The 26,887-nt window shown below is 60.9% G+C and carries 23 protein-coding genes; 11 read left to right on the forward strand and 12 right to left on the reverse strand.

The window, feature by feature from the left end; translation table 11 throughout:
* The first annotated feature begins 120 nt into the window (after positions 1-120).
* Together AB4N44_RS00165 and AB4N44_RS00170 are read left to right on the forward strand one after the other, a co-directional pair.
* A complete protein-coding gene (locus AB4N44_RS00165; RefSeq protein WP_460110774.1) occupies positions 121-2,232 on the forward strand; it encodes a hybrid sensor histidine kinase/response regulator in 2,112 nt (703 codons plus the stop codon).
* 31 nt (positions 2,233-2,263) lie between these two features.
* Entirely contained in the window at positions 2,264-4,897 is a 2,634-nt protein-coding gene (locus AB4N44_RS00170) for an excinuclease ABC subunit UvrA (RefSeq protein ID WP_460110773.1), read from the forward strand.
* Positions 4,898-5,108: 211 nt separating this feature from the next.
* Here the strand turns inward: AB4N44_RS00170 and AB4N44_RS00175 are convergent, their stop codons facing one another.
* The 6 genes from AB4N44_RS00175 to AB4N44_RS00200 are packed head-to-tail and all read right to left on the reverse strand — an operon-like array spanning position 5,109 to position 10,536.
* Positions 5,109-7,052, reverse strand: a complete 1,944-nt coding sequence (locus AB4N44_RS00175) for a response regulator (protein ID WP_460110771.1) — start codon at positions 7,050-7,052, stop codon at positions 5,109-5,111.
* Entirely contained in the window at positions 7,042-7,917 is an 876-nt protein-coding gene (locus AB4N44_RS00180; RefSeq protein ID WP_311881326.1) for a sensor histidine kinase, read from the reverse strand. Before AB4N44_RS00180 ends, AB4N44_RS00175 begins: the two co-directional genes overlap by 11 nt.
* A complete protein-coding gene (locus AB4N44_RS00185) occupies positions 7,910-8,920 on the reverse strand; it encodes an ATP-binding protein (protein ID WP_127930383.1) in 1,011 nt (336 codons plus the stop codon). The genes AB4N44_RS00180 and AB4N44_RS00185 overlap by 8 nt, the downstream gene beginning before the upstream one ends.
* Positions 8,917-9,321, reverse strand: a complete 405-nt coding sequence (locus AB4N44_RS00190; protein ID WP_003225570.1) for an anti-sigma regulatory factor — start codon at positions 9,319-9,321, stop codon at positions 8,917-8,919. Before AB4N44_RS00190 ends, AB4N44_RS00185 begins: the two co-directional genes overlap by 4 nt.
* Entirely contained in the window at positions 9,318-9,680 is a 363-nt protein-coding gene (locus AB4N44_RS00195; RefSeq protein ID WP_007912539.1) for an STAS domain-containing protein, read from the reverse strand. Before AB4N44_RS00195 ends, AB4N44_RS00190 begins: the two co-directional genes overlap by 4 nt.
* 4 nt (positions 9,681-9,684) lie before the next feature.
* Complete coding sequence (locus tag AB4N44_RS00200) at positions 9,685-10,536, reverse strand: STAS domain-containing protein (protein ID WP_095120999.1); 852 nt, start codon at positions 10,534-10,536, stop codon at positions 9,685-9,687.
* 249 nt (positions 10,537-10,785) lie between these two features.
* Between AB4N44_RS00200 and AB4N44_RS00205 the strand changes: the two genes are divergently transcribed.
* Positions 10,786-11,049, forward strand: a complete 264-nt coding sequence (locus tag AB4N44_RS00205) for a hypothetical protein (RefSeq protein ID WP_150752017.1) — start codon at positions 10,786-10,788, stop codon at positions 11,047-11,049.
* Between the two features lie 252 nt (positions 11,050-11,301).
* Here AB4N44_RS00205 and AB4N44_RS00210 read toward each other — a convergent pair whose 3' ends face one another.
* Positions 11,302-11,823 (reverse strand): DUF4142 domain-containing protein, encoded by a 522-nt coding sequence (locus tag AB4N44_RS00210; protein WP_127927042.1) that lies wholly within the window; start codon positions 11,821-11,823, stop codon positions 11,302-11,304.
* Between the two features lie 30 nt (positions 11,824-11,853).
* A complete protein-coding gene (locus AB4N44_RS00215; protein ID WP_455805610.1) occupies positions 11,854-12,030 on the reverse strand; it encodes a hypothetical protein in 177 nt (58 codons plus the stop codon).
* Between AB4N44_RS00215 and AB4N44_RS00220 the strand changes: the two genes are divergently transcribed.
* Both AB4N44_RS00220 and AB4N44_RS00225 read left to right on the forward strand, forming a co-directional pair.
* Positions 12,029-12,271 (forward strand): DUF465 domain-containing protein, encoded by a 243-nt coding sequence (locus AB4N44_RS00220; protein WP_127927044.1) that lies wholly within the window; start codon positions 12,029-12,031, stop codon positions 12,269-12,271. The genes AB4N44_RS00215 and AB4N44_RS00220 overlap by 2 nt on opposite strands.
* Before the next feature lie 107 nt (positions 12,272-12,378).
* On the forward strand, positions 12,379-12,543 hold the full coding sequence (locus tag AB4N44_RS00225) for a hypothetical protein (protein ID WP_007912545.1): 165 nt from the start codon (positions 12,379-12,381) through the stop codon (positions 12,541-12,543).
* 133 nt (positions 12,544-12,676) lie between these two features.
* On the opposite strand, the gene AB4N44_RS00230 is transcribed toward AB4N44_RS00225, so the two are convergent.
* The 4 genes from AB4N44_RS00230 to AB4N44_RS00245 all read right to left on the reverse strand — a co-directional run bounded on the left by AB4N44_RS00230 (position 12,677) and on the right by AB4N44_RS00245 (position 17,942).
* On the reverse strand, positions 12,677-13,753 hold the full coding sequence (locus AB4N44_RS00230; RefSeq protein WP_460110769.1) for an SMP-30/gluconolactonase/LRE family protein: 1,077 nt from the start codon (positions 13,751-13,753) through the stop codon (positions 12,677-12,679).
* Positions 13,750-14,895: a sterol desaturase/SRPBCC family protein gene (locus AB4N44_RS00235; protein ID WP_460110767.1), complete on the reverse strand. Its 1,146-nt coding sequence runs from the start codon at positions 14,893-14,895 to the stop codon at positions 13,750-13,752. Before AB4N44_RS00235 ends, AB4N44_RS00230 begins: the two co-directional genes overlap by 4 nt.
* A 110-nt stretch (positions 14,896-15,005) precedes the next feature.
* Positions 15,006-15,869 carry a LysR family transcriptional regulator gene (locus tag AB4N44_RS00240; protein WP_127927050.1) on the reverse strand — a complete coding sequence of 288 codons (864 nt, stop codon included), beginning with the start codon at positions 15,867-15,869 and terminating at the stop codon, positions 15,006-15,008.
* 354 nt (positions 15,870-16,223) lie between these two features.
* Positions 16,224-17,942: a hydrogenase maturation protein gene (locus tag AB4N44_RS00245; protein ID WP_460110765.1), complete on the reverse strand. Its 1,719-nt coding sequence runs from the start codon at positions 17,940-17,942 to the stop codon at positions 16,224-16,226.
* A gap of 297 nt (positions 17,943-18,239) precedes the next feature.
* On the opposite strand from AB4N44_RS00245, the gene AB4N44_RS00250 reads away from it, so the two are divergent.
* The 6 genes from AB4N44_RS00250 to AB4N44_RS00275 all read left to right on the forward strand — a co-directional run bounded on the left by AB4N44_RS00250 (position 18,240) and on the right by AB4N44_RS00275 (position 26,711).
* Complete coding sequence (locus AB4N44_RS00250) at positions 18,240-18,746, forward strand: sigma-70 family RNA polymerase sigma factor (protein WP_460110763.1); 507 nt, start codon at positions 18,240-18,242, stop codon at positions 18,744-18,746.
* On the forward strand, positions 18,743-19,690 hold the full coding sequence (locus AB4N44_RS00255) for a FecR domain-containing protein (RefSeq protein ID WP_150752023.1): 948 nt from the start codon (positions 18,743-18,745) through the stop codon (positions 19,688-19,690). Before AB4N44_RS00250 ends, AB4N44_RS00255 begins: the two co-directional genes overlap by 4 nt.
* A gap of 91 nt (positions 19,691-19,781) precedes the next feature.
* On the forward strand, positions 19,782-22,691 hold the full coding sequence (locus AB4N44_RS00260; RefSeq protein WP_460110760.1) for a TonB-dependent receptor domain-containing protein: 2,910 nt from the start codon (positions 19,782-19,784) through the stop codon (positions 22,689-22,691).
* Positions 22,692-22,961: 270 nt separating this feature from the next.
* Positions 22,962-23,438 carry an antitoxin Xre/MbcA/ParS toxin-binding domain-containing protein gene (locus tag AB4N44_RS00265; protein ID WP_174245116.1) on the forward strand — a complete coding sequence of 159 codons (477 nt, stop codon included), beginning with the start codon at positions 22,962-22,964 and terminating at the stop codon, positions 23,436-23,438.
* Complete coding sequence (locus AB4N44_RS00270) at positions 23,435-23,938, forward strand: RES family NAD+ phosphorylase (protein WP_127927058.1); 504 nt, start codon at positions 23,435-23,437, stop codon at positions 23,936-23,938. Before AB4N44_RS00265 ends, AB4N44_RS00270 begins: the two co-directional genes overlap by 4 nt.
* 118 nt (positions 23,939-24,056) lie before the next feature.
* On the forward strand, positions 24,057-26,711 hold the full coding sequence (locus tag AB4N44_RS00275) for a TonB-dependent receptor (RefSeq protein ID WP_460110758.1): 2,655 nt from the start codon (positions 24,057-24,059) through the stop codon (positions 26,709-26,711).
* Positions 26,712-26,887: the final 176 nt, after the last annotated feature.

Genomic DNA, 26,887 nt, shown 5'->3' on the forward strand with positions numbered 1-26,887 from the left:
TGAAATCGGCTATACCTCTAATGAAACCAATGCGACTGAAGACGCTCGAAACAGACGGGCGTCGCGTCGTTATGGCGTCGCGATTTATCGGGCAACCACCTAAGGACACTGAGTCAGTCGATGCAGTTTTTATCCGATAGCCATGGTTGTGAGGGCTGGAAAGGCGAAATGGCCGGACGCATCAGTGCGTTCGACTGGAGCCACACCGAACTCGGCCCGCTGAACAGGTGGCCGGCCAGCCTGTGCAGCGCGGTGCAACTGATGCTGGCGTCGCCGCTGCCGATGGTCATGCTCTGGGGCCGCGCCGGCTACATGATCTACAACGATGCCTATTCGATATTTGCCGGTGGTCGGCACCCGTATCTACTCGGTGCGCCGGTGGAGCTGGGTTGGCCGGAAGTCGCTGATTTCAACCGGCACGTGGTCGATACCTGCCTGGCCGGCGGCACTTTGTCTTTCCGCAATAAAGAACTGGTGCTGTTGCGCGATGGCGTCCCCGAAGACGTCTGGATGGATTTGTATTACAGCCCGATCGCCAACGATGACGGGGTGCCCGCCGGGGTGATGGCGATGGTGGTGGAAACCACCGAATTCATGCACTCCGAGCGCCGCCGTCAGGCCGCCGAAAAGGCTTACCGCGCTGACAATGAGCGGGTACGTCTGGCGCTGAATGCCGGTGCCTTGCTCGGCTCGTTTGTCTGGGACGTGAAAAACAACACATTGTCAGCAGATGAGCGTTTTGCCCGTACGTTCTCTTATCCGCCGGATCATGACCTGAGCAATCTGGCCCATGACATTGCCGAGTCGCGCATCCATCCCGATGACCACGCCTGGGTACAGGAGCGCGTCGCCCATTCCGTGCAGACCGGTGAGCCGTATAACGCCGAATATCGCGTCCGGCGCAGTGACGGCAGTTATCTATGGGTGCTGGCCAGCGGCGCTTGCGAGTTTGACGAACACGGCAAACCGCTGCGCTTTCCCGGTGTGCTGATCGACATTCATGAACGCAAGATTGCCGAAGAATCACTGCTCAAATTTACCCGCAACCTCGAACAGCGCGTCGGCGAAGAAGTTGAGGCGCGGCTGGCGGCTGAAGAGCAGTTGCGCCAATCACAGAAGCTCGAAGCCATTGGCGGGCTGACCGGCGGCGTCGCTCACGACTTCAACAATTTGCTGCAAGTGATCGCCGGCAATCTGCATTTGCTTGCACGTCACGAACTGAACAACGCCAACGTGCAGCGCCGGGTCAGTGCCTCGCTGGCGGCGGTCGAACGCGGTGCCAAGCTGTCTTCGCAATTGCTCGCGTTTGCCCGGCGCCAGCCGTTGTCGCCGGCGGTGTGCAACCCGCAGCAGATTTTCGAAGGCGTTGGCGAATTGCTGCAGCGGGCGCTGGGCGAAACCATTCAGATCGACGTGCAGTTGCCGACCGCGCCGTGGCACATCAACGTCGACCGCAATCAACTGGAAAATGCGATTCTCAATCTGGCGATCAACGCCCGGGATGCGATGAAGGGCGAGGGCACCATCGGCCTCAGCGCTGCCAACGTGCGACTCGAGCGCGAGTTTTGTGCCGGTAAAGGCATCGTTCCCGGCGAGTTTGTCCGAGTCGCCGTCAGTGACAGCGGCGCCGGCATTGAGCCAGAAATTCTCGAGCAAGTGTTCGAACCGTTTTTCACCACCAAGGCCGATGGCCAGGGCACCGGGTTGGGCCTGAGCATGGTGTTCGGCTTCGTCAAACAGAGCGGCGGGCATGTCGACATTGCCAGTGCCGTCGGCGAGGGCACGCAGGTGCAGTTGTACTTCCCGCGCAGCCTGCGCCCGATCCTTGATGAGTCACCCAATCTGCAACGGCAGCAAAGTGGCGGCCACGAGACGCTGCTGGTGGTCGAAGACAACGACGCGGTGCGCGCCTCGGCGGTCGAGTTGCTGCGCGAGGAAGGTTATCGCGTGCTGACCGCCGGCAATGGCGATGCGGCGATGCAGATGCTGCTCGAAGGTGTCGAGGTCGACCTGATTTTCACTGACGTGGTCATGCCGGGGCTGATCAAGAGCTCCGACCTGTTCGCCTGGGCCAAGGTGCAGACGCCGCCGGTGGCGGTGCTGTTCACCTCTGGGCACACCCGCGACATCATTTCGCGCAATCACCAGCTCAGTCCCGACACCCATTTGCTGAGCAAACCGTATAGCCCGGAAGCCATGTTGCAGATGATTCGCGTGGTGCTCGGTAGCTGAGCGTTGAACATTCCTTCACCAAGGCAGGTCGATGACTTCCAAACGCACCTCGAAAGCGCCCGCCGGCATGGTCCGGGTACGCGGCGCCCGTGAACATAATCTGAAAAACGTCGATGTCGACATTCCCCGTGATGCGCTGGTGGTGTTTACCGGTGTCTCTGGGTCGGGCAAATCGTCGCTGGCGTTTTCCACGTTGTACGCCGAAGCCCAGCGCCGCTATTTCGAATCGGTGGCGCCGTATGCGCGGCGCCTGATCGATCAGGTCGGCGTACCGGATGTCGACTCCATTGAAGGCCTGCCACCGGCCGTGGCCCTGCAGCAGCAGCGCGGCACGCCAAGTACGCGTTCGTCGGTGGGCAGTGTCACCACGTTGTCGAGCCTGATCCGCATGCTGTATTCGCGCGCCGGCAGCTATCCGCCGGGGCAGCCGATGTTGTACGCCGAGGACTTTTCGCCGAACACCCCGCAAGGCGCCTGCCCGGAGTGCCATGGCCTCGGCCGCGTCTATGAGGTCACCGAAGCGCTGATGGTGCCGGATCCGAACCTGACCATCCGCCAGCGCGCGGTGGCGTCCTGGCCGTTGGCGTGGCAGGGCCAGAACCTGCGCGACATCCTCGTGACAATGGGCATCGATGTCGACATCCCGTGGAAAAAGCTGCCGAAAAAGCAGCGCGACTGGATTCTCTTCACCGAAGAAACCCCGACCGTGCGGGTGTATGCCGGGCTGACCCCGGAAGAAACCCGCGTCGCCCTCAAACGCAAGATGGAGCCGAGTTATCAGGGCACCTTCACCGGCGCCCGACGCTACATCCTGCACACGTTTACTCACTCGCAAAGTGCGCTGATGAAGAAGCGCGTTGCGCAGTTCATGCTCGGCAGCCCTTGCCCGCTATGTGACGGCAAGCGCCTCAAGCGTGAAGCGTTGTCGGTGACGTTTGCCGGTTATGACATCGGTGAACTGGCGCAGATGCCGCTGCTGCAAGTGGCCGAGGTTTTGAAACCCGTGGCGGCGCAAAGTTATCTGGAGCACGCCGAGGAAACCGGCGAGACCTTGAGCCATGCGCAAACCCGCGAGGCCCGCCAGCAACGGGTGGCCCACGGCGCCAGCGGCCATGCCAGCGCGCCGGATGTGCGGCACACGCCGAACCTGTCGCTGGAAAAACGTCTGGCGGCGCAGCGCATTGCCGAGGATCTGCTGGAGCGGGTCAGCACCCTGACCGATCTGGGCCTCGGTTATCTGGCGCTGGAGCGCAGCACGCCGACGCTATCGTCGGGTGAGTTGCAGCGCTTGCGTTTGGCGACGCAGTTGGGCTCGCAATTGTTCGGGGTGATTTATGTACTCGACGAGCCATCCGCCGGTTTGCACCCGGCCGATGGCGAGGCGCTGTTCGAGGCCTTGCAACGCTTGAAGGCGGACGGCAACACGTTGTTTGTGGTCGAGCATGATCTGGAAACCATGCGTCGCGCCGACTGGCTGATCGACGTGGGTCCGGCGGCGGGCGAGCAGGGTGGGCAGGTGCTTTACAGCGGCCCGCCGGCAGGTCTGGCCGAGATCGCACAGTCGCAGACTCGCGCCTATCTGTTTGCCGAGTCGCAACGCCAGACCAGAACGGCGCGTAAACCGACGGCGTGGCTGAAACTCGAGGGCATTACCCGCAATAATCTGAACAACCTAAGTGCGGAATTTCCCTTGGGCTGCTTTACCTCGGTGACGGGTGTGTCCGGCTCCGGCAAGTCGAGTCTGGTCAGTCAGGCGTTGCTGGAATTGGTCGGCGCGCAGTTGGGGCGACCGACGGTGGACAGCGAGCCGGAAGAACTCAGCCTCGAAGACGATGCGCCGCAGGTCAGCAGTGGTCAGGTTACGTCCGGGCTGGAGTCGATCAAGCGACTGGTGCAGGTCGATCAGAAACCGATCGGCCGCACGCCACGCTCCAATCTGGCGACCTATACCGGTTTGTTCGACAACGTGCGCAAGCTGTATGCCGCGACTGACGATGCACGGGCGGCAGGCTATGACGCCGGGCAGTTTTCCTTCAACGTCGCCAAGGGTCGTTGCGCCACCTGCGAAGGTGAGGGCTTTGTCAGTGTTGAATTGTTGTTCATGCCCAGTGTTTATGCGCCGTGCCCGACCTGCCATGGCGCACGCTATAACCCGCAAACGCTGGCGATTCTCTGGGAGGGTTTGAGCATCGCCCAAGTGCTGCAATTGACCGTCGCTGAAGCGGTGACGGTGTTTGCCGGGCAACCGGGGATTCGTCGGTCACTGGAGGTGTTGCGCGATATTGGCCTGGGTTATCTGCGCCTGGGTCAGCCGGCCACGGAGCTGTCCGGCGGTGAAGCGCAGCGGATCAAACTGGCCACCGAGTTGCAGCGCAACCAGCGCGGCGCGACGTTGTACGTGCTGGACGAACCGACCACCGGGTTGCATCCGCGGGATGTCGATCGGCTGCTGGAGCAGTTGGATACGCTGGTCACGGCGGGGCACACGGTGATCGTGGTCGAGCACGAAATGCGCGTGGTGGCGCAGAGTGACTGGGTGATCGACATCGGACCGGGGGCAGGGGATCAGGGCGGCCGAATCGTGGTCGCGGGTACGCCGCAGAAGGTTGCGGCGAGCAAGAAGAGCAAGACTGCGCCGTTTCTGGCTCGGGCTTTGAGCCGATAGGTGTGTTGGCTGGGCTGACGTCTTCGTCGGAACGCCGCCCGGAGCAAGCTCGCCCACCCATATCCCGCGTGCACGCCGACCCCTGTAGGAGTGAGCCTGCTCGCGATAGCGGGGTGTCAGCCACAGATGAATTGGCTGACCTGACGCCATCGCGAGCAGGCTCACTCCTACATTAGATCTGTGTTCGACATTAATCCCTGTGAAGCTGCAGTCAGGCACCATCGAGCGTGCGGCGGACCTTGTCGAGCAGTTCGCTGATCTGAAACGGCTTGACCAGCATGTCCATGCCGCTGCCCAGAAACACCTGGCGGTTGATCGCCGTTTCCGCGTACCCGGTCATGAACAGAATCGGCAGCCCCTCACGCCAGCCCCGCGCAACATCCGCCAATTCACGACCGCTCATGCGCGGCAGGCCAACGTCGGTCAGCAGCAGGTTGATCGACGGATCATTCTGCAAGAGCTCCAACGCCGTTTCGATATCTGCCGCCTGGGTGCAGCGATAACCCGCGTCTTCCAGCACTTCAGTGACAAACATGCGCACCGACGGCATGTCCTCGACAATCAGCACATGCTCTCCAGTGCCTTGCGGGTCAACCACTGGCGCGGGGATGTCGGCCCCGGTGGGGTCGGTGGTGGCCGGCAACATGATCGTCACTTCGGTGCCGCGCCGCGCGACGCTGCGGATGTGCGCATCGCCGCCCGACTGGCGGGCAAAACCATAGATCGTCGACAACCCCAGCCCCGTGCCCTGGCCCAACGGTTTGGTGGTGAAAAACGGATCGAAGACTTTATCGATGACGTTGTGCTCGATCCCGGTCCCGTCGTCACGCACCGACAGTGCCACGTACGCGCCATCGGCCAGATTCGGGTCGCCATGGGAGTAAGCGGCGTACGTGCTGACCCAGATATTGCCACCCACCGGCAGCGCATCGCGGGCGTTGATCACCAGGTTCAACACCGCACTTTCCAGTTGCACCGGGTCGACCAGAGCGATCGCCGGTTTGTTGGTCAGCTCAAGCTTGAGGCTGATGCGTTCACCGATGGTGCGCATCAGCAGTTCTTCCAGCGAACGTACGTGCTCGTTGATGTCCACCGGCCGCGTGTCCAAAGGCTGCTGGCGGGCAAAGGCCAGCAGGCGGTGGGTGAGCGACGCCGCGCTCATCGCCGAATTCAGCGCCGCTTCGGAATAAAACTGCACTTTGTCCAGACGCTCGTCGGCGACACGTTTCTGGATCAGTTCCAGGCTGGTGATGATCCCGGTCAGCAGGTTGTTGAAGTCGTGAGCAATACCGCCCGTGAGCTTGCCCAGCGCATCCATTTTCTGCACTTGCAGCAATTGCGCCTCGGCCCGCACGCGTTCGGCGGTTTCCTTGACCAGTTGCGTGGTGGTGTCGTCCAGGCGCGCCAGATGCGAGCGCTCGCGATGGCGGTGTTCGGTGACGTCTTCGACAAACACCAGGCTCAGCTCTGGCGTGCGGTACGGCGAAATTTGCCACTCGGTCTCGCGAATCTGGCCCTGCACGCACATGTTCAGCGTGCCTTTCCAGCGCTCGCCATCGACCAGGCGCAGGCGCAGTTCATTGAGGATGGCGCTCTGCTCCTCTGCGAAGCATTCACGCAGGATTTGCGGGTCCTGATTGTCGAGAATCAGTTGCGCGAAGGCATGGTTGCACTCATGCACCTTGAGGCTGGCATCGAGTACCGCGATCGGCGCGGACACATTGACGAAAATCTCGCGGAAGCGCGCCTCGCTTTCGCGCAGGGCATGTTCCGTGTCGCGTACTCGCAGCAGTGTGCGCAGGGTGGCCAGCAGCACGTCGGGGTCGACCGGGTGAATCAGGTAGGCATCGGCGCCGGCGTCGAGGCCGGTGATGATGTCGCCGGTCTGGATCGACGCCGCAGACACATGGATCACTGGCAACAGCGCCGTGCGGCTGTCCGCGCGCAGAATCCGCACGATGTCGAAGCCGCTCATGTCCGGCAGATTGACGTCGAGGATCAGTGCGTCGAGCACTTCACTTTCGATCAACGCCAGCCCCTCGCCGCCGGTGCCGGCCTCCAGCACCTCATAGCCGTGACGCTCCAGTCGCCGGCGCAAGGCGTAGCGGGTGGCGACGTTGTCGTCGACGATCAACAGGCGGATGTCACGTTTCATCGACGTTCTCCAGAGCGATCGCCAACGGGATGATCACGAAAAAGGTCGAGCCGACCCCCGGCGCACTGTCCATCCCGACTTCACCGCCGAGCAGGGCGGCGAAGCGTTTACACAGCGACAGGCCCAGCCCGGTGCCGCGCAGACGTTTCTGCAACGGCGAGTCGACCTGGGAAAAGTCTTCGAACAATGCGCCATGCAGCTCGGCAGCGATACCTATTCCGGTGTCACTGACGGCAAAGCGCACCTTGTCCGCCCCTTCGAGCCGCGCGGAAACCCGCACTTCGCCACGGGTGGTGAACTTCAGCGAGTTGGAAATGAAGTTGCGCAGGATCTGCGCGAGTTTCTTGTCATCGGTGTACAGGCGCGGCAAACCGACCGGCTCTTCGAAGATCAGGTCCACGGCGCTGGCGTCGACGATCGGTCGGAACATCCCGCGCAGGGCCGAGAACAGGTCGAACATGTCGAACCATGCCGGGGAAATGCTGATGCGTCCGGCCTCGATCTTCGCCAGATCGAGCAGGTCATCGACCATGTCGCTGAGTTCGCGCGCAGCCGTGCTGACGAACGCCACCTGCTTGTGTTGCTCGGGACTGAGCGGGCCGTCGAGCTCATCGGCGAGCAGGCTGTTGATGCTCAGGATCGAACCCAGCGGCGTGCGGAACTCGTGGCTCATGTACGACAAAAAGCGGCTTTTCAGATCCGAGGCCTGGCGCAGTTCCTCTGCCTGTACATCGAGTTCGGCGTACAGCGCCAGCACACCCTGATTGGTTTCATCGAGTTCTTCGCGCAGGGCTGCGGTTTCGCTCTGCAACTGCGCAATCAGTGCGGCCTGTTCCGCGCTGCTCAGAATCGGTGACTCAGCCATGGGCGGCCTCCAGGGCAACGACCAGCACCGTTACATCGTCGCGCCCGCGACAGAAGTCGCGGTGCAGGACGCTGGCTATCACGGCGGGGTGGCGGTGTACCAGGCCGGGGTAGTCTTGAAGGTTCCAACGGGACTGCAAACCGTCGCTGTACATGATCAATAGATGTCCGTTCACGTGAGCATAGTCAAAGGGCCGGGCTTTCCGGTATTGCACGCCGACAATGCCCGGGTGCGAGGCCAGTCCACGGGACTTGTCGGCGTTGATCAGGCTGGCGCCGATGTTGCCGACGCCGGCAAAGGTCAGGCTGTCGCGCCGCGCATCGAACCGGGCAAACGCGACAGCGCCGCCGCGAGTGCCGATCATGTCGCGGTGCAGGTCTTCCATCAGCATCACCGGCTCGGCGAAAGGCGCCAGAGCGAAGGTTTGCGCTCCGGCGCGGCCGGCGCGTTCGGCCTCTTCACCGTGACCGAGGCCGTCGATGATCAGCGCGCTGATGCTGCCGTTGTCATACGCCAGGTGCCAGACATCGCCGCACGCCGGATCGTTGTGCAGCGAGTGCTGGCTGACGCCAAAACGCATGTCAGGGGCGCGATCCGAGCGCGCGTACAGGCGGGCCAATAACACCGCGCCACGGGCATCGGCGTACACATCGAACTCTTCGGCCTGACGTGATATCGAGCCGAGGCCGATGCCTTGGGTGCCGCCGGTCGAGAATCCGTCGGCCATACAGGCTTCCAGATCAAACCCCTGAGCACGGTCGATGGCGAGCAATTCAATGCCAAAACCATTGGCGCGCGGCAGCACCCGCAGATGCATCTCACCGTGGCTGGCGTGCTTGAGCACGTTACTCGCCAGCTCCGTCGCCACCAGTGCCACGCGCCCGGCATCGCGCTCGTCGAAGCCATGCTGTTCGGCCAGTTGTTGCGCCGTGCGCCGTGCATGGCCGATCTGACTGCTGTCCTCGATCAGTAAAACCTGGGTCATCGACCCGCTGATATTCATGTCCATCGGGTAATCGTTATGCGCGTGCCTTTGCCGGGCTCGGTGTCCAGTTCGAACTCTTCAACCAAGCGTTTCGCCCCGGTCAGACCCAGGCCCATGCCGCTGCCTGAGGTCCAGCCGTCGGTCATCGCCAGTTTGATGTCGGCAATGCCCGGGCCTTCGTCGCGGAAGGTCAAGCGCAGACCGACCTTGTGATCTTCATCGAGAATCTGCCAGTCCATGTCGCCGCCGCCACCGTAAACCATGGTGTTACGCGCCAGTTCGCTGACCGCTGTGACCATTTTGGTCAGGTCGATCAGGCGCATCCCGCATTCGGTGGCCAGTTTGCGTGCGGTCTGGCGCGCGAGCACGACATCCTGCTCGATGTGGATGGGTTGAGTACCGCTGCTGCGTACGGTCATTGCCGGTCTACTCGTTCCTGCAGCAGTTTCATCCCGCGCTCGACGTTCAATGCCGTGCTGACACCGGGCAGGGTCAGGCCGAGTTCGACGAGTGTGATCGCCACCGCTGGTTGCATGCCGACCAGCATGGTTTCGGCGTCCATGATTTTCGACAGGCCGGAGATCGTGCTGATCATCCGGCCAATGAACGAGTCGACCATGTCCAGTGCCGAGATGTCGATCAGCACGCCACGCGCCGAGGTCTTGCTGATGCGCTCGGACAAGTCGTCCTGCAAAGTGAGGGCGAGTTGGTCATGCATGTCGACCTGAATGGTCACCAGCAGGAACTTGCCCATTTGAAGAATCGGAATTCTTTCCATGGGCTCAGACCGCTTTGCCGATGCTGATGCCCAGGCGGGTCAGGGCCAGTTTCAATGCATCCGCCAGATTGGCCTTGGTCACCACGCCTTGCAGGTCGAGGCCGAGGTGGACGATGGTCTGGGCAATTTGCGGACGCACGCCGCTGATGATGCAGTCGGCGCCCATCAGGCGGATCGCGGTCACGGTTTTCAGCAGGTGCTGGGCGACCAGCGTATCGACAGTCGGCACGCCGGTGATGTCGATGATGGCGATTTCCGAACCGGTGTCGACGATGCGTTGCAGCAGCGATTCCATGACCACTTGCGTGCGCTGCGAATCGAGGGTGCCTATCATCGGCAGCGCCAGCACGCCGTCCCACAGCTTGACCACCGGGGTCGACAATTCCAGCAGTTCTTCCTGCTGACGCTTGATCACCGCTTCGCGGGATTTCTGGAAGGTGCGGATGGTGTGCATGCCGAACGCGTCGAGCAGTTCCGAGACTTCCCAGAGCTGTTCGGCGAGCAGCGCAGGCTGGTCTTTGTAATGGCTCTGCAGCAGGTTAAACAGCGGGCCCTTGAGGGCGAAGATGAAACTGGCGGTCTGCTGCGAATCCTGGCCGAGCAGGGCGCGGCTGTGGGAGAGCTTTTCGAGGAACTGGCGGGTGGCTTCCCAACCCGGTGCGGCGATGTTGGTGCCGTTGTCGTTCTCGATGCCACTGACCACCAGTTGCAGGAATTCCGTGGTCTGTTGCTGCAGATCGTGATCTTTCAGATTACGCGTGGCGCCGCTGGCTTGCAGGCCGTTGATCCATTCGCCCAGCAGTTGTGCTTGTTTGTTTTTCATCGCATCGAGTGTGCTGTTCTGCAGTGCTGCCATGTGCCTGTTGCTCCGTCGCGAATTGGGGGGCGGTCGTGAAAATGATCGCCGCGAAGTGATCGACATTTGCCGTTCGAAATAGTTGTTCGTTCATGCACGTATATTTTTGATCTGGCGCAAGGAACGTCCCGGTAACTCTAGTCGGGGTGACGGCGAGCGGCGATGTTTTGAACGTTGGCGCGCGGCAGGCTTCGAATCTTTGACACCCGGCGGATGTGCGTCGGGGGGTGTTTGACCAACGAGGTGGCCATGAACGAGCAAACGAAGCAGAGCCAATCTGGCGAACCGATCAATCGCAATGATCCGGCCATTGACCCGCAGGTGCCGGGGCAGCCGGCGCCCGCGCAGCAGCAGGGCGATGACGGGCAGGCGCAGAGTGGCGATCCGGCGGTGGATCAGAAGAACAAGCACACGGACAACGACAATGAGTTCAGTCCGGGCTTCAAACCGCAGCCGGATCGGGCGAAACCGGGGGAGGAGACGGATGCGGATATTGATACGGATGGCGGTTGATTTCGACGGATATGACAAGGCCGCATCTATCTATTGGATGCGGCCTTTTTTTGCTTTGGATTTGTGGTGTTGCGTACATCGATCCCCCTCACCCCAGCCCTCTCCCCCAAGGGGGCGAGGGGGAAAGGGAGCCGATTGGGGAATGTTCAAAACCTGCGTTCAACTCGAGACTGTCAGGTCGATGCAACTCAAACATTCACCTCGGTCGGCTCCCTCTCCCTCCGGGAGAGGGCTGGGGTGAGGGTAAAGCTTTTACTTGCTCGGATGCTTGGCCTGCAATTCTTTGGCAGCCGCGAGGTGTTTCTCCAGCGCCGGCAGCATTTTCTGCGCAAAGGCCTTCAGTTCAGGAGCGCCTTTGACCTTGTCATCGGTCACAGTATTGGCTTGTTTCTTGAACAGCTCGATGGTCTCTTCGTGCGCCTTCACCTGATTGTTGGCGTACGCCGCGTCGAAAGACTCATCACGCACTTCAAGGATTTTTTCCTTGGCCTGTTTGACCAGCGTTGTGGTGTCCGGGACCTCGATGTCATTGGCCTTGGCAATGGTTGCCAGCTCATCGTTGGCATTGCCGTGATCGGTGATCATCATGTTGGCAAACGCCTTGATGTCTGCCGATTGGCTTTTTTCCAGGGCCAGACGACTGGTTTCGATTTCCGCGATGCCACCGGCCGCGGCGTTATCGACAAAGTCGTTGTCAGTCGCAGCGAAGGCGCTGCCCATGCCGCTGCTCAAAGCGACAGCCAAAACCAGATGACGCAGGTTGAATCCGTCCATTGGTGTATCTCCACGCAGTTTTTGTTGGTGTCAAGCAATGGAGGCAATGCGGCGAACAAAGGTTTGATCGCATTTGCGACAGGGCGACGAACGGGCACCGCTGGTCTGACAGGTGGTCGACAGAACCGTGCAACCGAGGCCATTCTGATAACTGGCCAGCGCAATCGGTCGCGGTGGCCAGCCGATCAACTGACGGAGGTGTTCCATGCCGGTGACCCATGATCTGTTACAGGATTTGAAGCTTACGAAGGAAGAGATCCAGCAAAAACGCACCGCGGATCCCCATCTGGACGCACTGATCCACAAGTATTCCCAGGCGGACGCCGACGTGGTCAAGGCCGAGACAGCCACCTCGGATGCACCCAGCGATGACACGCTGAAAAAACTCAAAGAGAAACGCTTGCAGGTCAAGGACAAGATCGTCGAGCAAATACAGGCGCGATCCTGATGACCCATTGATCCGCCGACCTACGGTTGCGGATTAACTGGAACGACAGCCACGACCGGCACCTCGAATGTACAGAGTCTTCCATCCGACTCATTGCGAGGTGCCTTATGAACGATCCCAAATTCCCCAGTGAAGAGCAGGGCGCATTCGACCCGGTTCCCACGCATCCCGAACCCAACAGCCCGGCGCATACCACGGCCAATCCCGAAGAGCCGGATGAGGATCTGCCTGAAGACGAAGATCCGGACAAGTTCGATAAATCAAGTAACTGACAGACCGCATTCGCGAGCAGGCTCGCTCCCACAAGGTTCTCGGCTGACCACAGCATTTGTGGTCAACACAATCCAATGTGGGAGCGAGCCTGCTCGCGAAGGCGTCAGTCCATGCAACACAAAAACATCAGGTTCACTTAAGGGCCGCATCCAACGGCATCCGTGCCATATGTGTGGCTTTCAGCGAGCCAAAATACAACCACGATCCATACTCGCGCACCGTGGTGATCGGCGAATAATTGCCACTGCTCGCATCCTGCAAATTGGCAATCACCTTGCCGTCCAGATCCAGTCCCAGGACAAACCCGCGCTTTTCCACCGGTTTCGGTAAAACCTTCAGCGCCCGCACAATCATCTTGCGCACGAACGGATGCTCCGCTGTGCCGTCGAGCAAGGCATTACGCGGCGCGTACAACGCCACCCAAAAGCGATTACTGCCATTGAACGCCAGGTTGTCCGGCAGCCCTGGCAGATTGTCGATGAACAAATCGTGAGTGCCGGCTTTCGGCCCGGTCAGCCAATAACGGCTGATGCGGTAGGCACCGGTTTCATTGACCAGCACATAGGCGTCGTCCGGGCCGAGGGTGACGCCGTTGGCGAACTGCAGTTTGTCCAGCAGCACACTGGTTTTACCGCTCTGAAAGTCGTAGCGCAGCAGACGTCCGTCGCCGCCGTGCTCGATGATCGCCTCACCGTCATGGCCATAACCCCAGCGACTGGAAGCATCGCTGAAATAGGCGTAATGCCCGGACTTGTCGATGGCCACGTCATCGGTGAAACCAAACGCCAGACCATTGGCCTCCGTGGTCAAAGGGATCAACTGACCTTGCGCATCGAGGGATAACAAGCCCTTGACCCCGTCGGCGATCACCAGCAAGCCGTTCGGATGTCGGGCCAAGCCCAGCGGACGGCCACCGGTGTCGGCGAGTACTTTGCGTTGTTGGCCGTCGAGGCTGGTGCGGATCAGTCGGCCGTCGTGCAGCCCGGTGATCAAGAAATCACTCTCCAGCAGCAAGGCTTCCGGCCCTTCGATGTCGCTCGGCCCGACCTGCGCTGCGCCTTTGAGTTTCTGGTTCTCGGCGTAAATGCCTTCTGTCAGCGAAGGTGCTGGAGGCGGCGTCCAGGCCACGGGTTCGACGTTGGTCGGCATCAACAATAAGAACGCGATGACGATGAGGATCAGCAGCAACAACAGATGCCGTAGCTTCACGCGCTGGCCCTCGTCGATGACAGGTATTGCGCGGCCATGTCACGCAGCGCCAGCATCGATGCGGCGGATTCGCGCTCGATGCGGCGTTTGAGCAGCAGGTGATTGGCGATGCGCATGCCCAGACCGCCGAAGCGATAATCCAGCGTGCGCACAAATCGCGTACCGCTGTCGCCGGCGCTGCATTCATAGGTCAGCAGCAACGACAGGCCATGATCGCCTTGTGCCCGTGCGCACCAGCGCCGGCCGGGCAGGTATTCGCTGACTTCCCAACTCAAATGGCCGGCCCGCCCGCCGGCATGAATGTCCTCTTCGAAGCGCGAGCCGGCATGCAGTGGGCCGTGGGCGCCGTCGATCTTCAGCGACGACGGGTGCCATTCCGGCCAGCGATTGACACTGGCGGCATAGGCAAGCACGGCAGTGGGTTCGCCAGCGATATCGATGGTGTGCTGCATGCGGGTCATGGCTTGTCTCGAACAATTCAACGGGGCGGTTTCCGGCTCCCAGTAAAGGGTGCCGAACAGGTAGTCCATCAGCGGCAGGACGATGTTGAAATTGCGCTCCTGCATGCGCTCGCGGCGGTGATGCAACTCGTGCAAGCGGCGCATCTGGCGGATCCATGGCAGGCGCGTCAGCGGGTTGTGCGGCGGCAGGTGTTCGCAGGCATGGAACACCTCGTAAGTCAGATAACCCAGCACCATGCAACCACCGAACAACCCGGCGACGTTGGCGTTTACCTGTGCCAACAGCCACCACAACGGCAGGGTAATCACCAGCGTGTGCAGTACGATCAGCCAGGCGGGAAACAGAATAACCCGCCAGTCGCGGGCGCCGTCGTAGGTCATATGGCCGGGGGTGAAGAAGCTGTGATGATCGCCCGCATGTCGGGCATAGAACATTTTTGCGAAGGTCTTTTTGTGGTGACCGAGATGGCGATGGACCATGTACACGCCGAAATTGAACAGCAGCAGGGTCAACGGCACCGTCAGCCACTCCAGCAGGGCGACCTGCTGCACGCTGCTCCAGAACCCGCCGATGGCCAGCACCCCGAACAGCAGCACGAAGGCGCCGTGCAGCCATGGGTTGTACAGCGGATGAATGGCCGCGCGGTAGCGACTGCGGAATATTTCGGTGGTCTGCCTCACTGCATCACCTGCGGGATTGTTGTTATACCCGGCAGATTAGCCGATCCGGCCGTTTGTGCTGGCCCGACCTCAATGGCACATGCGCCATGCTCCGGTACGAAGCCGCTGCTTCAGCTCAGAGGGTTCCAGCGCTGCGACCAGTCGTCATCGGTGCGGATCACTTCACGCAGCAGATTGAAGGCCTGTTGCAGCGTCGCCGAATCGCGATCGCGGGAGTAGACCAGGTAAGTCGGATAGCCGAACTCCGGGGCTTTGGTCACCGCTTCGAGGGCGCCGCTTTCCAGATAGGTGCGCACCACGCGGGTGCGGAAGTAGCCGCTGCCGCCGTGTTCGAGGATGTATTGCAGGGCCAGCGGGCCGAGGTTGAAACTCAGCGCCGCTTTGGCTTTTTCCGGCAGGGCGGCGTCATGCTGGCGGCGGAAGTCCGGGCCCCAATCGATGTAGACGTAGGGATCGGGGCGCTCGGGCGCGCGCACCAGAATCAGTTTTTCTTCCAGCACTTGCTCGACCTGCAAGCCCGGCCAGTATTCCGGCTGATAGACCAGTGCGGCGTCGAGCACACCGAGTTCGAGCTGGCGCAGCAGGTTTTCGCCATCGCGGATTTCCATGCGCAGGGCATGCCCGGGAATCTTCTCGCGCAGCTCTGCCGCCCAACTGAGCATCAACGGGTTGCACAGGCTGACTTCGCCACCGATGTGCAGCACGTTGTGATAGCCCTCGGGCAGCGGCAGATCGCGCCGCGCGGCTTCCCAGGTCTGCACCAGTTGATTGGCGTAGACCACAAAGGCCTCACCATTGGGCGTCAGCTTCGCCCCGGCGCGGTTGCGCACGAACAGCGTGCTACCCAATTGGCTTTCGAGTTTCTGCACCCGGGCAGTGATCGCCGTTTGCGTGACGAACAGCTTCTGCGCGGCAGCGGCGAGGCTGCCGTGGCGGACGATTTCCAGAAAGGTGCGAGCGAGATCTATGTCCATGGGCGGGCCGGTGTTTGAGGTGTCGGGCATTGTAAAGGCAAAAGCCCCTCACCCTAACCCTCTCCCGGAGGGAGAGGGGACTGACCGAGGTGTCTTGCGTCATACATCGACCTGAAAGATCGAGTCGATTATGGATTCAGAGCAAGACTCTCAGGTCGGTGTAAATCTTCAATATCCACGGCTCGGTTCCCTCTCCTTGGGAGAGGGGAGTGACCGAGGTGTCTTGCGTCATACATCGATCGATTATGGATTCAGTAGAGATCGTTCATGTCGGCGAACCTCTACAGCATCCCCCAATCAGTTCCCTCTCCCTTGGGAGAGGGCTAGGGTGAGGGGAAAGCAGTCACCGCAAAATCAACTGGCCAACTCGGTCAAACGCACCCGCGCCCACTCTTCAATCAACCGTGCCGGCGTGCCACACACCTTGCGCTTGTACACGAAGTTGCGGCACTTCTCGGCAAACTGATTGCGGTTGTACAGCATGTCTTCCTGCATTTCCTGCAACTCGGTTTCACGGCACTGCTGGATCAACACCTGATCAACCCGCGCCTTGCGCTCGCGCACCGCAGCATAGGTCGGATCGCTCACTACTCCGTTGGCCCGCTGCAGCAACCACAGGGAAAACTCGTCCGGGCAACGCGGGCCGATTTCCTGAACCATGCCCAGTTGCCACGCCTGCACCGCGCTCACTGGCAGGCAGGCCTGGGTCAGTTGTTCGGCCATGGCCGGGCCGACGGCGCGGGGCAGGCTGTAGGTCCAGTATTCGGAGCCATACAAACCCATGCTCTTGTAATGCGGGTTGAGCACGATATCGGCGCGGGCAAACACAATATCGGCGGCCAGCGCGAGCATCACACCGCCGGCGCCGGCATTGCCGGTGACACCGCTGACCACCAACTGCCGGGCCGTGAGCAGTTCTGCGCAGACATCGTCGATCGCCTGAATATTCGCCCAGGCTTCAGCTCCGGGATCCTGCGCGGCCTGAATCACGTTCAAATGCACGCCGTTGGAAAAACTGCCGCGCCCGCCCTTGATCAGCAACACCTGCGTATCACGGGATTTGGCCCAGCGTAGCGCGGCGACCATGCGCTGGCATTGCTCGGTGCTCATGGCGCCGTTGTAGAACTCGAAGGTCAGCTCACCGACGATGCCGGATTCGCGATACCGCAGCGGTTGATAGGCTTCGTCACTGAACGGCTGTGTAGCGATCGACCAGTCCAGCACCGGCACGTCGGCCAATTGCTCGGCCAATACATGCCGCGCTGGCTGTTTGAAGGTTTCTTCGCCGGATTGCGGTTTGCGCCGCAGCGAACCAATCCACAAACTTTGATCGCCAGCGGCGACCAGCACCGCATCGTCATGCACCGCGAGAATTTCGCCGGGCATACCGCTGCGCGAATCGAGGTGCGCGTCGTACACGTAATACTGACCGCCGGCCAGGCTCGCCAGCACACCGGGCTGGCCGTCGGCGGCATCGATGCAACGTTTGATGAAGCGCGCGCAGTCGTGCCAACTGAAACTGCGGTCGACCTGCTTCATGTTCGGCTGCAAACGCCCGCGCACTTTCGCATCGGCATAGTCGAGGGCAACCGGTTCATAGCCTTCGATGAATTTCTCCACCACTTCGCGTATGCAGCGGATCGCTGCATCACTGACACGGCCGTTGTACAGCTCGGATTTGCGCAGGCCCGCCGGCAGGTTGAATTCGCAAGTGGCCCACACCGGGCCGGCGTCCATTTCTTCGACCGCTTGCAGCGCGGTGACGCCCCAGCTCGGCAGCTCGTTGGTAATCGCCCAATCGAGGGCACTGGCGCCGCGATCGCCGACGATACCCGGGTGGATGATCACCACCGGGCGCTGGGCGTTGCTCCACAGTGCCTGCGGTACGCGGTCCTTGAGGAACGGGCAGATCACCAGATCGGCGCCGCTGTGTTCGATCTGTTCGCATACGGCTTGTTCATCGGTAAACAGCACGACGCTGGGCGAGTGACCGGCCTCGCGAAGTTCCAGCCAGGCGCGTTGGGTCAGGCCGTTGAACGCTGACGACAGCAGAATGATGTTGAGTGGTCGCATGCTTGCTCTTCCTTGAGTGGGTTCAGCCACGGGCTCTCGCTGAGCCGTCCCTGGCTTTCGATGGAGCCGCGAGATTAATCAGCGGCCGCCAACGCGCCAGTGATCGAGGTCAACGTTCTGTCAGCCAATGTTTCTGCGGCGACGAAGCGACTTATGCTCAATAGTTTGCTTGTGCTGATTTTTTATTACTTCAAATGTTTGAGAGGCTATTGCACAGTCGCGCCTGATCAGAGCCGGACGATCCCGGCAGAACGATGGTTTTTCGCAGCGGGTGGGACCCGTTTCAGGGAGCAAGGCATGGGTGGGTACAACCCGCATTACCAGATCATCGGGCAGATGTTCCAAAAGGACTATCGCTGGCTGTGTGCTGCCGTTGGCCGCACGCTGGGTTGCCCGCACAGTGCGCAGGACATCGCTTCGGAAACCTTTCTGCGGGTGCTGGCATTGCCGGACCCCACGGCCATTCGCGAGCCACGGGCGCTGCTGACCACCATCGCCCGCCGACTCGTATACGAAGGCTGGCGTCGCCAGGACCTTGAACGTGCTTATCTGGAAAGCCTGGCGCTGGCGCCCGAACCGGTGCATCCATCCCCGGAAGAGCGGGCGCTGGTGATCGAAGCGCTGCTGGCCGTCGATCGCTTGCTCAATGACTTGTCGGCCAAAGCCAAAGCGGCGTTTCTCTACCATCAACTCGACGGTTTGACCTACAGCGAGATCGGCGAGCGCCTCGGCGTGTCGACCAGTCGCGTGCAGCAATACATGGTCGAAGCGTTCAAGCGCTGCTATCAGGCGATGCAGGCATGAGGCCGGACGAGGCGGTGATCGACGAGGCGGCGCAATGGCTGGCGTTGCTGCAGTCGGGCGAGGCGGGCATGGCCGAGCGGGCCGCATTCGAGGCGTGGCGCGTTGCCGATCCTCGCCATCAACAGGTCATTGAACAAATGGGCGGCGGCCTGAATCTGCTGCGCAACCCGAGCCTGCGCAGCGTGCCGCGCAACAGCCTGCTGCACAGTCTCAATGCGCCGTCGAGTCGTCGACGTTTCATCAGCGGCAGTTTGAGTGTGCTCGGTGTTGCGCTGTTGGCCGGATTGCTCGGGCGACGTTACGGCTGGCTGCCGGAGGCGGGGGAGTTGTCGACCGGGACTGGCGAGCGGCGTGACTTCACACTCGCGGACGGCAGTGCGCTGACCCTCAATGCGCGCAGTCGTGTGGTGCCTTTGTTCGACCATCAGCAACGGCTGCTCGCCTTGCGCAGCGGCGAATTGTTGGTCGATGTGGCGAAAGAGTCGGCGCGACCCTTTGTGGTCGAAACCGAGCACGGCCGCATGCGGGCGCTGGGGACGAAGTTTCTCGTACAGTACAGCGAAGAGACGACGCGATTGGTGATGCTCCATTCGCAGGTTGAAGTGGTCACCACCGGTGGCGCGCGGCAAGTGGTGGCGGCCGGCGAGAGCCTGCTGTTCAACGGCGCAGGGTTGCTGTCGCTGGAGCGCAGCAACGGTCAGGAAAGTGCCTGGGTGCAAGGTCGACTGGAGGTGCGCGACCGGCCTTTGTACGAAGTCATCGACAGCCTGCGCCGCTACCGTCGCGGCATCTTGCATCTGAGCCCGGAAGTCGCCGACCTGCGCCTCAGCGGCCTCTATCCGCTCGACGACAGCGATCGTACGTTGCAACTGCTGGAACGCTCGCTGCCGATCCGCGTCACCTGGCACAACCCGTACTGGGTCAGCATCGACGCGCGGTTATAAACCCATAACTTCTTGGCCTAATCGCCGCCCTATAAAAAGCGCTGGCCCGCTGCTCATTCCCTGCAGATGCCTCCAACAGGGAAACCCTTCGATGTTCTCAATCAAACAACAATTACCTCGATTGACCCTCGCCGCTGCGTTGGCGATGGGCATCAGTCCATGGGCGGCGGTTGCCCAGGAACCTGCTGCAGCGGTGTTTACCTTCGACATCGCTACCGGACCGCTCGACGAAGTGCTGCTGGGCATCTCACGGCAGAGCGGCGTGCCGATTTCCTTTAGTCAGGAATTGGTGCAAGGCAAACGCAGCGCGGCGGTGCGCGGCGCGTTGGGCGGTCGTCAGGCAGTGGAAAAAGCTTTGCTCGGCAGTGGTCTGCAAGTCGAGCAAAGCGCTCAGGGCCTGACCGTTCGCGCAGCCGATGCGCCGGCGAAAGTCACTGCCGTGGCACCGGTCACCAGCGCCGATTACCGCATGGAAAAAGTCACCGTCACTGGCTCACGCATCGCCCGCGCGCAGAGTGATGGCGCCACGCCGGTCAACGTCATCACCCACGAGGAAATGGAAGCGCGCGGCTACAAAAACGTCTACGACGCCCTCGCGACGCAGACGCAAAACACCGGCATGACCCAAGGCGAAGATTACGGCAACACCTGGCAACCGGCGGCCAGCGCACTCAATCTGCGCGGCCTCGGCCCGAACCATACGCTGGTGCTGATCAATGGCCGTCGCGTCGCCGACTACCCGACGCCGTACGACGGCAAGGTCAACTTCACCAACCTGGCGAACATTCCGTCGGCGGTTATCGAACGCATCGAAATTCTCAGCAGCGGCGCCTCGGCGATTTACGGCTCGGACGCGATCGCCGGGGTGGTCAACATCATCCTCAAGGACAAGATCAACGGCGTCGACGTCAACCTCAAGGGCGGCACCAGTGAGCGCGGCGGCGGTGACAACCAGCGTTTGCAGATCAGCGGCGGCGGCAGTTGGGGGGATTTTGACGGCTTGTTCGGTCTGGAACTGACTAACCGTGATCCGATCTGGGCCGATGACCGTGGCTTTATGCAAAGCGGCCCGCTGGCAGATGTCGGTTACCGCCGCGACCTGACCAATAGTCGCTATCTCGGGCCGGGATGCGGCGCTTATCAAGGTACGTTCGACAACAAACTGGTCAACAGCGGCGGGCGCTGCCGCACCGACCAGATGTACAACGATTACTGGACTGTGCAGACCCAGAAGGAAAACTACGACGGCTACACCCGTGGCACTTGGCATTTCAGCGACAGCGGTCAGGTCTTCGCCGACCTGATGTACGGCCTCGACCATATCCAGAACAACACACGCGGGCCGACCTTCACCTCGCCGGACTTCATCAACCAGAACAGCGGCAATCTGGAGCGCTGGTATCGACGCTTCGGTGAAGAGGAAATCGGTGGTCGCACCAGCAACAACAGCAAGTGGCGCGACACCTCGTGGACCGGCACCCTCGGCATCTCGGACAAGATCGCCGACACTGGCTGGAGTTACGATCTGGCGGCCAACCGCTCGGAATATCGCAGCGTCAGGACCACGCGCTACACGCCACTGTCATCGATTCAGGATTTCTACCTCGGCCCGCAACTCGGTGTCAGCGGCGGTTATCCAGTATTCGCCCCGGATGCTTCACGGCTCGACCGGCCGCTGACGCCGCAGGAATGGCAGCAGTTTCGCGGCAACCTGACCCAGAGCAGCAAATCGGTGTCGACCAGTTACAACGCTTCGGTCAACGGTGATCTGTTCGACTTGCCGGCCGGCCCGGTGGGCTTCGCCGGAGTACTGGAAGCGGGCAAACAGGAATACCGTGTCGACCCGGATGACGGCCTCAACGACGGCACGTTTTACGGCGTAAGCCCGCAGCAAAGCTCCGGTGGCTCGCGCAAGCGTTATGCGGCGGGTGGCGAGTTCAGCATTCCGGTCACCGACACGTTGTTGGCGACTGCCGCCGGACGCTGGGACCAATACAAATTCAGCGGCCGCACCGAGCAGCAGAAAACCTACAACCTGGGGCTTGAGTGGCGCCCGGTGACCAGCCTGTTGCTGCGCGGCAGTTACGGCACCAGTTTCCGCGCGCCGGATCTGAACTACATCTATCAGTCCGACAGCAACGGCTACTACCCGGCGCAGATCGATTACTACGGTTGCAGCCAGGGTGTGGAAGGCGCGTGTGATCGTGGGCGGGTCGATTACACCCAGAGCGGTACGGCGAACCTGGAGTCGGAACGCGGTAAATCATGGACCTACGGATTTGTCTGGTCACCGTCGCGCAATTTCGATTTCTCCACGGATTTCTGGCGCGTGGAGATCGACGATCTGCTGACTACGGTCGATGAAAACCGGCTGCTGCAACAGGAAAACGAATGCCGCAATGGCACTCAGGACATCAACTCGGCCAACTGCCAATCGACGCTGGCGCGCATTGATCGTAACGCCGGCAATGCGGCGGTCGACCCGAACCAGTTGAATCGCGTGCGGGTCAACGCGATCAACGCCGCCAGCGAGCGGGTCAGCGGTCTGGATTTCAAGAGCAACATCCGCTGGGGCGCCGGACAGTACGGCGCGTTCAGTTCGGCGCTGGGCTATACCTTGGTGCTTTCGCATTACTACAAGGAGTCGGAAGAAGCCCCCACGCAAGACTGGCGCACCTCACGCACCAACTACGACTGGCGCAGCAAGGTCAACGCCAGCCTGACCTGGGATTACCAGAAGGCCACGGCGACGCTGATGGGCATTCGTTATGGTTCGGTCACCAATGGCGCGGGAGACGGGCGCCTGTCGCCGTGGACGGTGTTCAACGCCAGTGCGCGTTACAAGCTCAATGACCGGGCGAGTGTCGGGCTGACCGTGAACAACGTGCTCAACCAGGTCAAACACGATGACTCGGCAGGGTGGCCGTATTACCCGACCGGCAACTATGACCCGTACGGGCGGCAATGGTGGCTCGATGTGAGTTATCACTTCGGCGGCTGAGGGCAGGCATCTCGCGTTGACGTCCTACGGAAAAAGCCTTGGTTTGCGGCAGGCAGGGGATATTTCCGACGACCTTTTCAGGTTGGTCGTCGGAAGCGCGATCTATAGCATCGGACCTGACATTGAAGTCGCTGAGCGGCTTGAACGCTCAGGCTCCCAGATAAAGGATCGATTATGCGTACCCCACACATCGAGCATGAAACGCCTGCTTATTCCCTGCGCAACTTCTGGATCGACGATCGCGCCAGATGCCCCATGGAGGATGTCGCAATGCCCACCCCCAAACCACCCCGGCTGACGGGGCTGAAGAAGGTCGCGGGCAAGCCTGTCGATTTGCTCGTGCATGGCCAGGACCTCGGTGACGATGCCATGCTGATTATTCGCCTTACCGACCAGGGCTTTGAGCTGAGCGACGTCGTCAACATGCTTTCAACTTCCGAAATGTACCTGCGCGAAGACATGGTCAAACGCATCACCGGCAGGTCTGTCAGAACCGTGCAGCGGCTGTTGAAGGAAGGCAAATCGATACGGCTTGACTCGCAGCAGAGTGTCGTCGCCTACCAATATGCGCTGGTGCTGGAGATGGCCACTCGGGCGTTCGGTGGGCTGTCACAGGCGGAGATATGGATGCAAAAACCCACCCCTTACCTTAACGGCTACGTGCCGTTGGAGCTGACCCGCCATCCACTGGGTTTCCAGATGGTCGAGCAATACTTGTGTCAGCTCCTGTACGGGGGTTACCCATGAATCCCTTGCCCTGGGAAGGGCACTGGTATGGCTGGCGCCTGGATCAGGAGGCCTACGGAGATACGTGGGACAGCGGGATGGGTTCAAAACTGAAGGGCGGTCGCTGGAATGCGCCTGGCCGGCGAGTCGTCTATGCATCGGTTGACCCGTCCTCGGCCATTCTGGAGGTGGCAGCCAATAATAGTTTTGATGCACTGGACAGAGAGCCTTATGTGCTGACGTGCTTTGAGGTCATCCGCGATGCACGGGTCAAAGTCGTTCAGCCCGAAGAGGTACCGAATCCTTACTGGTTGAGTCCCGCGTGGCCGTCGCCCAATCAACAGCGGTTTGCCGACGCTTTACTGGATGAGCACCCATTTGTCCTGATTCCCTCGGCGGCAACCCGCCACTCGTGGAATCTGCTGGTGAGCTGCGACCTGGCAGAGGGGCAGTTCAAGATGGTCTCCCAGGAGCGGTTTGGCCTGGATACCCGGTTGTTGAGGGAGGTGACATTGGCTTGATAAGGACGCACGGCATTTTGTGCATAACCTCATCACCCAACGGTCTAAACCGCCCTCTATAAATCCTTATTCTTCATCGCACATCCCTGCATAAACCAAAACGCAGGGATGGCTGTTCATGATTCAGTTTTCACCCGTCAAATCACCTTTGAGCCTGGCCTTGCTGCTGGCAATCAACACGCTGCCGGCCATCGCTGCCGACAGCACGGCATCCGAACCGACGACTCAACTGCAGCGCGTCGAAGTCACGGGGACGGCAATCCGTCGGGTCGATGCAGAAACTGCGGTGCCGGTGACCATCCTGCGCGTAGAAGAGCTGCGCGAGCAGGGCGTGTCGACCACCGAGGAACTGGTCAGCCGGATATCCGCCAACCAGTCTTCGGTGGGTTCCGGTCGCTCGGTAGGGTCGAGCAGTGGGGGCGCGTCGTATGCGGATTTGCGTGGTATTGGCCCGAATAAAACCCTGGTGCTGCTCAACGGCCGTCGCCTGAGCAACAACGCGACCAACGCAATCAATGGCTCCGGTGTCGACCTCAACACCATTCCGTTCGCCGCCATTGACCGTGTCGAAGTACTGCGCGATGGCGCCTCGGCGTTGTACGGCACCGACGCGATTGGCGGGGTGATCAACTTCATCACCAAGACCAGCCTCACCGAAGGGCAGATCAGCACCAACTACGACACGCCCACCCATTCGGGGGGCGGTGAAAGCCGTAACTTCAGCGGCAGTTGGGGTTTCGGTGATTTGCAGGATGATCGCTTCAACGTGTTTGGCGTGGTCAGTTACGACAAGCAACAACGCCTGGCCGCCGAAGATCGCGGCTACACCTATAACTACCAGCCGAATCGTGGACTCGACTACACCTCCGGCACCGCCTCGCCGGCCAACTGGAGCCAGGGCAGTAACGCCACCAATCCATTGGCCGGTTCCGGCTGCAACGCACCGGGATTGCTGGCACGCAACGGAATCTGCCGGCAGAGCTTGTGGAACTACCTCGATCTGGTGCCGGAAACCGAGAAGACCTCGGCCTTCGCCAAAGCCACGGGCAAGCTGTCGGACGATCACAACGTCAGCCTCGAATACTTCTGGGCGCGCAACGAAAACCGCACGCAAATCGGCCCCGGCACGTTGATGGGTAATCAGGTCAATCCCGGCACCGCGTTCTATCCGGGTAACGGCATTACCCCTGGGCCGAACGGATTCGCCCTCGATCCGACACAACCGGTTGACGTCAACTGGCGTGAAACCGCTGTTGGCGCGCGCCAGCACGAAGACGACAACACCAGTCAGCGTTTGCTTTTGAGTTTTGATGGCACGCTGGTCGGCTGGGATTACAACGTCGGCGCTTCGTACAACCAGAACAAAGTGGTCAACAGCATCGAGGACGGCTACGTCAATGATCGTGCGGTCAGCGCCGGCATTGCCAACGGCGTGATTAACCCGTTCGGTCCGCAGACAGCTGCCGGTTCCGCGCTGTTGGCGGCCAACGCGGTGGACGGTGATTACGCCACGGCGGTCGGGCGGGTGAAGGCCATCGACGGGCGCATCAGTCGTGAAATCGGCGACTGGTTCGGTGCCGGCCCTTCAGCATTGGCGCTGGGCGGCGAGTATCGCAAGGAAGACTTCCATCAGGATTTCGCAGCATTTGCCGGCGACGTGCAAAGTCTTGGTGTTGATCCGAACGGCAGCGTTGCCGGGGATCGCAGCGTCTCCGCCGAATACGCCGAGGTCAACGTACCGGTGCTCGACAGCCTCGAACTGTCCGCCGCCGTACGCCATGACAAGTACAGCGATTTCGGCAGCACCACCAATCCGAAGTACTCGTTCCGCTTCCAGCCATTCAAGGAACTGGTGGTGCGCGGTGCCTACAGCGAAGGGTTCCGCGCGCCGTCGTTGTATGAGTTGTACAACCCGACCTTCACCAGTTTCACCAACGCCAACTACAACGACCCGCGTTTGTGCGCTGGCGGTAATCCGAGCAATGGCGGCATTGCCAACCGCGACTGTGCGCAGCAGTTCAATCGCACCAGCGGCGGCAATACCGACCTCAGCCCGGAAACCGCGCGCAACGTCACCCTCGGGTTTGTCTATCAACCGTTCGAGCGCCTGAGCGCCGGGCTGGATTTCTGGTGGATCGACATCGCCAACCAGATTGCCGAGTTCCCCGAATCGGCGGTGTTCGAGAATCCTGAGCTGTACCCGGATCGCCTGATCCGCAAGCCGGACGGCTCCATCGATCACATCGTCACCGGGCTGGCCAACCTCGGCAAGATCAAGACCAACGGCGTCGACGTCAGCTTCGATTACCGTTTACCGAGCACGCCGTACGGCAACTTCGGCATCGGCCTGCAAGGCACTTACGTCACCCGTTATGACTATCAGCAGCAACTCAAGGGCGACTACATCGACAAGCTGGGCGATTTCCGTGGCGGTGACTTTGCGTCGGCGGGTGCCGTGGCGCGCTGGCGCCACAGCCTGACCGGCAGCTGGAATTACGGCCCGTTCGGTGCGGCCCTGACCAACCGCTACACCAGCGGTTACCACGACTCTGATCGCGACACTCACGATTATGTGGGTTCGTACAACGTCTGGGATCTGGCCGGCACTTACACCTGGCGCAAGACCCTGAGCGTGACCCTCGGCGCGAAAAACCTGTTTGACCGCGAACCACCGTTCAGCAACCAGACCTACACGTTCCAGAGCGGCTACGACCCGAAATATGGCGACCCGTTTGGGCGGACGCTGTACACGCGGGTCAGTTACAAGTTCTGAAAGTGGTCAGTTGTGGCGGGTTTTAGTCACCGATTGATCTAAAGCCTGCTCTATAAAAATCGCCGGCCTGTTGCACATCACAGGTAGGCAGAAGGTGTGTTGACTGTTCCGGCGTTATCGCGAGCAGACTCACTCCTACAGTGGATTTGTGTTCACCGCAGACCCTGTAGGAGTGA

The organism is Pseudomonas sp. S3_C06 (assembly GCF_054667675.1).